Below are 240 nucleotides of genomic sequence, written 5' to 3'. Positions count from 1 at the left end.
GCCGGATTCCCGCCACCAGAGCTCTGGTTTTCTCCGGCAAGTGCCGTGCCGCCTCTGCGATCACGCCATCGGCCTCGGCGATTTCTGACAGTGCGGTTGCCACCCCCGCCTGCGCTTCCGCATCGGCCGTCGCTCGGGCACGCCCGAACATTTGCTGCCACGCACGCGCGAACACGCCCGACGCCCGCGCAACGCCGTCGGGCGAACGCTTGCGGAGATCTTCAAGCGTCAGTGTCGGCG

1 protein-coding gene is annotated in these 240 nt (G+C 68.8%); it reads right to left on the bottom strand.

What is annotated here, in order from left to right; genetic code table 11:
- A partial coding sequence (locus GZH79_RS09210; RefSeq protein WP_211643502.1) for a hypothetical protein occupies nucleotides 1-240 on the bottom strand: 240 nt, incomplete at both ends.

The sequence above is a fragment of the Loktanella sp. SALINAS62 genome, from assembly GCF_018263905.1.
Classification (GTDB): Bacteria; Pseudomonadota; Alphaproteobacteria; order Rhodobacterales; family Rhodobacteraceae; genus Loktanella.
Note: the sequence above shows the minus strand (reverse complement) of the source record. Positions and strands in the feature narration are given on the sequence as shown.